The following is a 10,009-nucleotide window of genomic DNA, read 5'->3' on the forward strand; positions in this document are numbered from 1 at the left end:
CCTTCAGGGGGAGGGACGGGGCGCCACGTGGACACCGGTCCCGGGGGGACGAACCGGCTCCGCTCTCGGGGCAGGGGTCCGCGCAAAGACATGCTCTGGCGACCGCCGAAGGTCCGGATTCACCGCCGTTCCCTGAAGGGGCGCGTCCACCCGAACGCGAAATGGCCACACCGAGTGGGATGGTGTTGACCACCCCTCCGAAGAACGACGGGGCAAACGTTACCACGAGGCCATGCTTATTGCTTTGGGAATCCAAGGGAAAAACTTGGACCAAGCCCCTTTTCATAGCCGGCTGGAAGACATAGAAAGAAAGCAGTCGGTGGCTGAGAACCACCCCGACGCGTCAGCCGGGAACCCACGCGCCACTTGGCCCCGTGAGGCCCGTCTAGGCCGGACAGACCAAGGGAATGCCTGGTCAGACCATTGGTAAGGACGCCTGATAACCCGGTGGAACGCGCCGGAGACGACGCCCCGCAAGATAAGTCGGGGCGTCGTCGGACTTGTGTGCACGGGGGCTCTGCGCGATCCGCGGTATTCACGAACCAGAGGGTGTGACCAAAACGATATCTTTCTGTCTTCGCCGGAGGGCAGAAAGATTAGACTTCAACCTTTCGGTGGAGCACAGTTGTCTTGTCGCAACCTTTTCGGGCGCACCCTAGCCGCGCTTGAGGGCTTCACAGGTGGCCAAGGAGTCCTGTGCCCCGGCGTGGACCGCACGGCAGCAGTACACCACCCATCCGGCCACACCCTCGGGCGTGCCGCCCATGTAACCGCGCAGCGCCGGCGCGTACTCCTCCCGCAGGGTCTGGTGCCCCAGCTCCGACGGCACCAAGGACTTGGGGTCCAACCCCCGCTCCACGAGGGTCAGCCGCTCGGCCGCGCGCGCCACCAGACCGTCGCCCCATCCGAACGGTCGAACGGCCATCAGTTCGCCGTGCACCAGGGCCGAGGTCACCAGGGCCGGAACGGACGTGCGCGCGCCCAGAAGCGCGTACAGGCCCTCCATCCGGGCCAGGGCCACCTCCGGGGCCGGCGCGGGACCCAGCTCCAACGGGTCCTCGACCCGCTCCCCGGCCATGCGCGGACGCCCCAGGGCCTCGTCGGACACCGCGTCCGCCGCGGCGAGCGTGTGCAGACGGGCCAGTACCTGCCGGGGCGCCTTCGGCCAGGTGTCCACCAGGCTCCCCAGTTCCCCCGAGACCCGCAACGCGCCCTTGATGCGCGTGTCGTACACGTGCCCCTCGCGGATCTCGTCCATCGCGACCTCGGCGCCCTCCAGGGCCGCCGACGCGCACGCGCCGCGCAACGAGGACTCCATGGACACGTCGCTGCTGCGGCGCCGCAACACGCGGTGCCCCAACAGTCGGTCGACCAGGGTCCGTGTCTCGGCGATCGCGTCGGCCACACCGGGGAGTTCGGCGATCCGGGCCAACGGATCGGGTGCGGAGGCAGAAGTCGATTGGCTCACGGAAACCAACACTACGCGCCGGTAACGCCGATGGGTCCCACCAGCACCCGGGGACCGCTCGTCGTCGCCGGGCGACCGTTCACCGACCGTTCGTCGCGAGCGGGGACATCCCCGCCGCTGCGTGGGGGTTCCGCTGTTCACGTGCGAACACGCCTCATGATTAATTGGGTGTGAACCAGCCTACGTAAGGAGAGTCACAGTGGCCGACAGCACTCCCCCGAGCCAGGAGACACTGTCCAACCTTCTCCACGAGACGCGCAGCTTCCCTCCGCCGGAGGATCTCGCCGCCCACGCCAACGTCAAGGCCGACGCCTACGCCGAGGCCGAGGCGGACCGGCTCGCGTTCTGGGAGGAGAAGGCCCGCGAACTCCAGTGGGAGCGGACCTGGGACACCGTGCTGGAGTGGGACCCTCCCTACGCCAAATGGTTCGTCGGAGGCAAGATCAACGCCTCCGTCAACTGTGTGGACAGGCACGTGGCCAACGGCCTGGGCGAGCGCGTCGCCTACCACTGGGAGGGCGAGCCCGGTGACAGTCGGACCATCACCTACGCCGAACTCAAGGACATGGTCTGCCAGGCCGCCAACGCCCTGACCGAACTCGGCGTGGGCAAGGGCGACCGGGTCGCCATCTACATGCCGATGATCCCCGAGACGGTCGTGGCCATGCTCGCGTGCGCCCGTATCGGCGCCGTGCACATGGTCGTCTTCGGCGGCTTCTCCGTGGACGCCCTCGGCCAGCGCCTCGACGACAGTCAGGCCAAGCTCGTCGTCACGGCCGACGGAGGCTACCGCAGGGGCAAGCCCAGCGCCCTCAAGTCCACGGTGGACGCGGCGGTCGCCGACCGTCCCGCGGTCGAGAACGTCCTCGTCGTCCGCCGCACCGGGCAGGACGTGGAGTGGACCGACCGCGACGTGTGGTGGCACGAGGCCGTGGAGTCCCAGAGCACCGAGCACACCCCGCAGGCGCACGACGCCGAGGACCCGCTGTACATCATGTACACCAGCGGCACCACGGCCAGGCCGAAGGGCATCCTGCACACCACGGGCGGTTACCTCACCCAGGTCGCCTACACCCACTGGGCGGTCTTCGACCTCAAGCCCGAGACCGACGTCTACTGGTGCGCGGCCGACATCGGCTGGGTGACCGGCCACTCCTACATCGTCTACGGCCCGCTCGCCAACGCGGCCACCACGGTCCTGTACGAGGGCACCCCGGACACCCCGCACAAGGGACGCTTCTGGGAGATCATCGAGAAGTACAAGGTCACCATCGCCTACATGGCCCCCACGGCGATCCGCACCTTCATGAAGTGGGGAGAGGACATCCCCGCCAAGTTCGACCTGTCCAGCCTGCGCGTCATCGGCTCGGTGGGCGAGCCCATCAACCCCGAGGCCTACGTCTGGTACCGCAAGAACATCGGCGGTGACCGCACCCCGGTCGTGGACACGTGGTGGCAGACCGAGACCGGCGCCATCATGGTCAGCCCGCTGCCCGGTGTCACCGAGGGCAAGCCGGGTGCCGCCATGCGCGCCGTTCCGGGCGTCGTCGCCGACGTCGTGGACGAGTCGGGCGAGTCCGTTCCCCACGGCGGAGGCGGCTTCCTCGTCATCCGAGAGCCCTGGCCCTCCATGCTCCGCGGCATCTGGGGCGACCCCGAGCGCTACAAGGAGACCTACTGGTCCCGCTTCGAGGGCCTGTACTTCGCCGGTGACGGCGCGAAGAAGGACAAGGACGGCGACCTGTGGCTGTTGGGCCGGGTGGACGACGTCATGCTCGTCTCCGGCCACAACATCTCCACCACCGAGGTCGAGTCCGCGCTGGTCTCCCACCCGCGCGTGGCCGAGGCCGCGGTCGTCGGAGCCACCGACAAGGTCACGGGACAGGCCATCGTCGGCTTCGTCATCCTGCGCGGCGGTGGGGAGGAGGTCCCCGAGGACCTGGTCCGGGAGCTGCGCGACCATGTCGGGGCCTCGCTCGGCCCGATCGCCAAGCCCGCCCGGCTCCTGGCCGTCCCCGAACTGCCCAAGACCCGTTCGGGCAAGATCATGCGGCGCCTGCTGCGCGACATCGCCGAGAACCGGGCCGTCGGCGACACCTCCACGCTGACCGACTCCTCGATCATGGAGGTCATCGCCAAGCAGTTGCCCTCCGTCAAGAAGGAGGACTGAGCGGCCGGATCGGTCGTCGCGCGGAGAAACCCTCCTCGGCCCGCCCCACGGCGACCTTTGTCCGCCCCTGTGGCGAAACGTGAGGCGTCCTTGCGCGTGCCGTGCAGGACACCAGAGACGGGGTATGTGCGAGGATGCGGAGGATCATCCGTGCGTTCGGACCGACAGAAGGGAACCGCCACGATGGCGCATCAGCCGGGTACCGGTGCACCTGGCGCCGCCAAGGACGCCGACCGCTCCATCAGTGAACTGGTCTCAGACGCCACCGGCAACCTCTCCCGGCTGGTGAGCCTGGAGCTCAAGCTGGCCAAGATGGAGGCCAAGGCCGACGCGGTCAAGGTCGGCAAGGGTATCGCCGGTTTCGCGATCGTGGCGGTCCTCGCCCACATCTTCGTCATCCTCCTCTCGGTGACCGTCGCCTTCCTCCTGTACGAGGTGTTCGGCCTCCCGGGCTGGGCCTCCTTCGGCATCGTCACGCTCGCCTACCTGCTGCTCGCCGTCGTCTTCGCGGTGTACGCCATCGTCGTCCTTCGCAAGCGCGAGGGTCTGCGGCGTACCACGCTGACGGCCTCCCGCATCCCGGGCATCCTGCGTGGAGACATCCGCCCGCCGAAGGGCGACGTCGCCACCACCGACTCCGCCGAGACGTCCGCTCCCGTGGCCCGCTAGCCCCGCGCCGTGTTGGACGACTCCTGCGCCTACGTCGACGGGCCCTGGACCCACAGGACCGTCGGCGCGGCGGGAGCGCGGTTCCACGTCGCCGAAGCGGGTGAGGGGCCGTTGGTGCTCCTCCTGCACGGGTTCCCCCAGTTCTGGTGGGCCTGGAGGTCCCAGCTGACCGCGCTCTCCGAGGCCGGATATCGCGCCGCGGCCGTGGACCTGCGCGGTTACGGCGCCAGTGACAAGCCTCCGCGTGGATACGACCTCGTCACCCTCGCCCAGGACGCCGCGGGGCTGGTCGGGGCGCTCGGTTCACGGGACGCGGTGGTGGTGGGGCACGGGGTGGGCGGCCTCATCGGCTGGACCATGGCCGTCTACCACCCGGAGGCCGTGCGCGCTCTGGCCGTGGTGTCGTCGCCGCACCCGCGTCACGCCGTGCGGGTCCTGGCCTCCGGTGGCCCCGGTGTCCGCCACATGCTCAAGGCCCAGGTGCCGATCCTCCCCGAACACCGGCTCCTGACGGACGGAGGCGTGCGTCTGGGGGAACTGCTGCGGGAGTGGTCGGCGCCGGGATGGCCGGACGCCGAGGCGGAGGAACGCTACCGGAGGGCCTTCGCCATTCCGAAGGTCTCCCACTGCTCCTTGGAGTACCATCGCTGGATCTTCCGGTCACGGTGGCGTTCGGACGGCCTGCGCCACAACTCCAGGATGCGCGCGCCCGTGCGTGTGCCCGTCCTCCAGGTGCACGGGGCCCTGGACCCGGTCTGTCCCCCCGAGGTGGCGGGTGCCGCGCGACGGATGGTCACGGGGCCCTACCGTTGGAGGCAGGTTCCGGGGGCGGGGCACTTCCCGCACGAGGAACGCCCCGAAGAGGTCTCGCGCGCGCTCGTGGAGTGGCTGGCGCGGGTCTCGCCGGAAAGGCCGATGACGCTCTCAGGGGCGGAGGGAAACGGTGGTGAGGCGCTGATGACGGCGGAATCCGTGGGCGGCCGGCGAAGCCCGGGAGGCCCGACGGGCGACCGGGACCGCAACGTCACCGGGCAGGCCCAGAACCAGCGTCCCCGTGACCGTTACGGGCGGCCGATGCCGCACGGGAGCAAGGGCGAGGTCGAACGGGTCCCGGACGACGCGGTGTTCTCCGCGGAGGAAGGACTCCACGAGGCCCAGAGGCTGCTCGACGCGGGGTACGCTTTCACCGCCCACGAAGTCCTCGAAGCCGTGTGGAAGTCGGCGCCCGACCCCGAACGGGAACTGTGGCGCGGTCTGGCCCAGACGGCCGTGGGCCTCACCCACGCGCAGCGCGGCAACATGATCGGTGCCGCGCGTCTTCTCAGGAGGGGCGCGGAGCGTGTGGAGCCGTTCGGACCGGACGCTCCCCATGGTGTGGACGTGGCCGGTGTCGCGGCCTTCGCCCGTGCCCTGGCCGACGAGCTGGAGGCGGGGCGCGCCCGGCCGGGAGAGGGCATCGACCCTTCGGGGATGCGACTGCTCGGCCGCTAGCCCGGACGTCGGGACGCGGTACCGCTCGGTGGTCTCGCGGCTCGTGCCCCTTCTCCCCTGAGGGCGGCGTTGGGTACGGACGGAGGTCGGGGAGGTTCGAACCGTCTGTGGACGGTGGATCCCGTGTCGGACGGTCGCTCCCTCCTCGTTCGGTCCGCGGTCGCCGGACCCGCGATGCGCGTTCCCGATTCATGCCCTTATGTGAGCTTTAGCGTTAACATCGTGTTGTGGCATTATGCGATGTTATGCAAGAACTATTCTACTGATAAAGGCATTCATCCTCTTTTTGAGATCACCGGAAGATCACATCTTCGGATTGCCTTGAAGAAATCCCGGACCGGATCTCATATTCGTGCTGTGTCGTGCGTAGAATCCCCGGATCACCGCCCGTGAGCACAAGGCACGGGCAGTACGCACCACAACCCGAGGTGGCACCGCTTCGACCCCGCCAAGCGTGCCGTCGGGCCGGCTCAGGCTCCTTCCGGACGGCGGTACGTCCACGGCCGCGGGTGGGACCGGCGCCCCTACGGCGAACCGCTCCACGCGTTTTCCGGTGGATGGGGCCGAAAAGGTCGTGCCCTTCTCAAGGAGGACGGATTTGTCTGGGCTCAACCTCGCCGCTGGAAGCGGCATGGCCCTATCACTGGCGGGTACAGATTTCACCCTTGTCATCATCGTCATGGTGGTGGCGCTTCTGGCGCTCGCGGTCGCGGGAATGCTGGTACGTGAGGTCCTCGCCGCGGGACAGGGCACGGAGCGAATGCGCAACATCGCCGTCGCGGTGCAGGAGGGGGCGGCGGCCTACCTGAAACGGCAGTTCCGCACCCTCGCGGTGTTCATCGTCGTCATCCCCCTCCTGCTGCTTCTGCTCCCAGCCGACTCCTGGGGCATCGCCATCGGGCGCTCGGTCTTCTTCGCCCTCGGCGCCGTGCTGTCGGCGGCGACCGGCTTCATCGGCATGTGGCTGGCCGTGCGCGGTAACGTCCGGGTCGCCGCGGCGGCCCGGGGCGGCGACGACGCCTCCAACCACACCGCCATGCGCATCGCCTTCCGCACCGGTGGCGTCGCGGGCATGATCACCGTCGGCCTCGGTCTGTTCGGAGCCGCCGTCGTCGTGCTCCTCTACCGGGGCGACGCGCCCATCGTCCTGGAGGGCTTCGGCTTCGGCGCGGCCCTCCTCGCCATGTTCATGCGTGTGGGCGGCGGCATCTTCACCAAGGCCGCCGACGTCGGAGCCGACCTCGTCGGCAAGGTTGAGCAGGGCATCCCCGAGGACGACCCTCGCAACGCCGCCACCATCGCCGACAACGTGGGCGACAACGTGGGCGACTGCGCCGGTATGGCCGCCGACCTCTTCGAGTCCTACGCGGTCGTACTCGTGGCCTCGCTGATCCTGGGACGGGTCGCCTTCGGCACCGAAGGACTGGTGTTCCCGCTCCTGGTCCCCATGATCGGCGTGATCACCGCCATCATCGGCATCTTCCTGGTCGCTCCCCGCGCTCGGGACAAGTCGGCGATGTCGGCCATCAACCGCGGCTTCTTCCTCTCCGCGGCCATCTCCGCGGTGCTCGTCGTCGGCACCGCCCTGTGGTACCTGCCCTCCAGCTTCCAGGAGCTGTCCGGCGTCAGCCCGCAGGTCCTGGCCGAGATCGAGGCGGCGGGAACCGACCCGGACCCGAGGGTCATCGCCATCGCCGCGGTCCTCATCGGCCTGGTCCTGGCCGCCGCCATCCAGCTGCTCACCGGCTACTTCACCGAGACGGACCGGCGCCCCGTCCGCGACATCGGCAACAGCTCCGAGACCGGTGCGGCGACCGTCATCCTCTCGGGCATCTCCGTGGGACTGGAGTCGGCCGTCTACTCCGCCCTGCTCATCGCCGGCGCGGTCTACGCCGCCTTCCTGCTCGGAGGCGGCTCGATCACCCTGAGCCTGTTCGCCGTCGCCCTGGCCGGAACGGGTCTGCTCACCACCGTCGGCATCATCGTGGCGATGGACACCTTCGGACCGGTCTCCGACAACGCCCAGGGCATCGCCGAGATGTCGGGTGACGTGGAGGGGCCGGGCGCCGAGATCCTCACCGGGCTCGACGCCGTGGGCAACACCACCAAGGCGATCACCAAGGGCATCGCCATCGCGACCGCCGTCCTGGCCGCGACCGCGTTGTTCGGCGCCTTCCGCACGTCCGTGCAGGAGCGACTCGGCGACACCGAGATGTTCTCCCTCTCCCTGGACCAGCCGGACGTGCTCGTCGGCGTCATCATCGGCGCCAGCGTGGTGTTCTTCTTCTCCGGACTGGCCATCATGGCGGTCGGCCGCGCCGCGGGCCGCGTGGTGTTGGAGGTGCGCGACCAGTTCCGCACCCGCCCGGGGATCATGGACGGCACGGAGAAGCCCGAGTACGCGCGCGTGGTCGACATCTGCACCAAGGACTCCCTGCGGGAGCTGGTCACCCCGGGTCTGCTGGCCGTGCTCGCGCCGATCGCGGTCGGCTTCGCCCTGGGTTACGCGCCGCTGGGCGCCTTCCTCGGCGGGGCCATCGCCGCGGGCGTGCTCATGGCGGTCTTCCTGGCCAACTCCGGTGGCGCCTGGGACAACGCCAAGAAACTCGTGGAGGACGGACACCACGGGGGCAAGGGCTCGGAGGCCCACGAGGCCACCGTCATCGGCGACACCGTCGGCGACCCCTTCAAGGACACCGCCGGCCCGGCCATCAACCCGCTGCTCAAGGTCATGAACCTCGTCGCACTGATCGTGGCGCCCAGTGTGGTGATCTACGCGGACAACGTCGCCCTCCGGGTGGGCGTGACCGTGATCGCGGTGGGCGTGCTCGTCGGCGCGATCCTGTGGTCCAAGCGCCGTGGTGGTGGGACCGAGACCCGGCTCGCCGAGATCGGCGACCGGTCCACTCCTCAAGGAACCCCCGAGCGGGGGACCGGCGGCGCCTCCCCGGTGGAGGGCGCCTCCTCGGACGGCGACGACGGAGAGAAGGACGTCGCCGACTCCGGTGACCGCAAGGAGGAGGCTCGCACCGGCGAGGGCACGTAGACGGAGGGCTCCGAGAAGGAGCCGATGACCACGGGAGGACCGGTTCCCCGTGACCGATCTCCCCGTGCCGCTCATGGAAGGGCCGGTGTGGCCGTCCGGAACCTCCCGGACGGCCACACCGTTGTGAGGGGGGTGCCGTGGGAGGACCCCGTGGAGCGCCTAGCCTGGGGTGTCGTCGAGGCACCCGAACAGGAGGGAGCGGTGCCTGATGTCAGGAATGAAGGGTTTGCTCATCGTTGTGGGGATCATGGTCACCTTCATCGGCGTCCTCGCCATCATCGCGACGAACGTGAGCCCATGAGCGACACACGCACCCTGCTGCTCATGAGACACGCCAGCGCGGAGAGCGGGCACGGGCTCCGAGACTTCGACCGGGCGCTCACCGACCACGGGCGCGGCCAGGCGGAGACGGTCGGACGTCTGCTCGCCGAGCTGGGATACGCACCCGACCACGTCATCTGCTCGGCGGCCCGGCGGACCCGACAGACCCTGGACGGGGTACTGGAGGCGATGGACCTGGCGACGCCGCCGGAGGTGGACTACTCCGAGGCCGTGTACTCGGCGGGACCCGACGCGCTCCTGGAGTCGGTGAACCACGTGGACCCCGACGCGGACACGGTCCTGGTCGTGGCGCACAACCCCACGGTGGCGCAGCTGGCGGCATCCTTCGTCGGTCCCTCGGCCCTGGCCGCCTACGAGCCGGCCACCGTCGCCGCGATCGAGGTGGAGGTGGAGTGGCTGTACGCCGCTCCGGGAACCGGCTCCGGGAGACTGCTGAACTAGCGTGACGCACACCACTCAAGCTTCGAGTTGCCTGACTCGGGGAAGGGGGGTAGTGTTCTCCGAGTCGCCTTCGAACGGCCCCAGGCCGAGAGAGGTCGCGACATCCCCTCACGTCGAGCGAAACGAACGCGATTCATCCGCGGTCGTGCCGACGCAGAGGAATTCCTCCGAAACACATCCGGTTCGAGCAGTGTCGTGGACCGGTAGGCTTCGGAAGAACCCAACGGGCTTCACTCCGATCAAGGACACCGGAACCGCTGATTTGGCGGGCAACGGAACCCCTGATAAAGTGAAGACACAACAAAGCGGAAACGCAGACGTCTTCCACGGAAAAGCAACCGGAAACGGTTGGGACTCGTACGGGAAGAACGGTTGCTTCTTG

General features: G+C 68.9%; 7 protein-coding genes and 1 pseudogene. 7 read left to right on the forward strand and 1 reads right to left on the reverse strand.

From position 1 onward, the window contains the following. Positions 1 to 655: 655 nt before the first annotated feature. Complete coding sequence (locus PFX91_RS22365; RefSeq protein ID WP_285734998.1) at positions 656 to 1,468, reverse strand: Fic family protein; 813 nt, start codon at positions 1,466 to 1,468, stop codon at positions 656 to 658. Between the two features lie 199 nt (positions 1,469 to 1,667). On the opposite strand from PFX91_RS22365, the gene acs reads away from it, so the two are divergent. The 7 genes and pseudogenes from acs to PFX91_RS22400 all read left to right on the forward strand — a co-directional run. Next, the gene (gene acs / locus PFX91_RS22370) at positions 1,668 to 3,638 is read left to right on the forward strand and encodes an acetate--CoA ligase (protein ID WP_285735000.1); all 1,971 of its coding nucleotides are present in this window, start codon (positions 1,668 to 1,670) and stop codon (positions 3,636 to 3,638) included. 183 nt (positions 3,639 to 3,821) lie between these two features. Next, complete coding sequence (locus PFX91_RS22375; protein WP_285735002.1) at positions 3,822 to 4,307, forward strand: phage holin family protein; 486 nt, start codon at positions 3,822 to 3,824, stop codon at positions 4,305 to 4,307. A gap of 114 nt (positions 4,308 to 4,421) precedes the next feature. Continuing rightward, positions 4,422 to 5,168, forward strand: a pseudogene (locus tag PFX91_RS22380) (alpha/beta fold hydrolase); the annotation flags it as partial. Positions 5,169 to 5,264: 96 nt separating this feature from the next. Then, a complete protein-coding gene (locus PFX91_RS22385) occupies positions 5,265 to 5,798 on the forward strand; it encodes a DUF309 domain-containing protein (protein WP_285735012.1) in 534 nt (177 codons plus the stop codon). 631 nt (positions 5,799 to 6,429) lie between these two features. Beyond that, entirely contained in the window at positions 6,430 to 8,844 is a 2,415-nt protein-coding gene (locus PFX91_RS22390) for a sodium-translocating pyrophosphatase (RefSeq protein ID WP_285735013.1), read from the forward strand. Positions 8,845 to 9,141: 297 nt separating this feature from the next. Then, complete coding sequence (locus PFX91_RS22395; RefSeq protein ID WP_285735004.1) at positions 9,142 to 9,627, forward strand: SixA phosphatase family protein; 486 nt, start codon at positions 9,142 to 9,144, stop codon at positions 9,625 to 9,627. 52 nt (positions 9,628 to 9,679) lie between these two features. Further along, a partial coding sequence (locus PFX91_RS22400) for a hypothetical protein (protein WP_285735006.1) occupies positions 9,680 to 10,009 on the forward strand: 330 nt, incomplete at its 3' end.

Source organism: Nocardiopsis sp. ATB16-24 (assembly GCF_030271535.1).
Taxonomy (GTDB): Bacteria; Actinomycetota; Actinomycetes; order Streptosporangiales; family Streptosporangiaceae; genus Nocardiopsis.

Excerpts from the sequence above, each read along its gene's own strand:
- PFX91_RS22375 (WP_285735002.1), top strand. The coding sequence starts at position 3,822 with ATGGCGCATCAGCCGGGTACCGGTGCACCTGGCGCCGCCAAGGACGCC.
- PFX91_RS22385 (WP_285735012.1), top strand. The coding sequence starts at position 5,265 with ATGACGGCGGAATCCGTGGGCGGCCGGCGAAGCCCGGGAGGCCCGACG.
- PFX91_RS22395 (WP_285735004.1), top strand. The coding sequence starts at position 9,142 with ATGAGCGACACACGCACCCTGCTGCTCATGAGACACGCCAGCGCGGAG.
- PFX91_RS22390 (WP_285735013.1), top strand. The coding sequence starts at position 6,430 with ATGGCCCTATCACTGGCGGGTACAGATTTCACCCTTGTCATCATCGTC.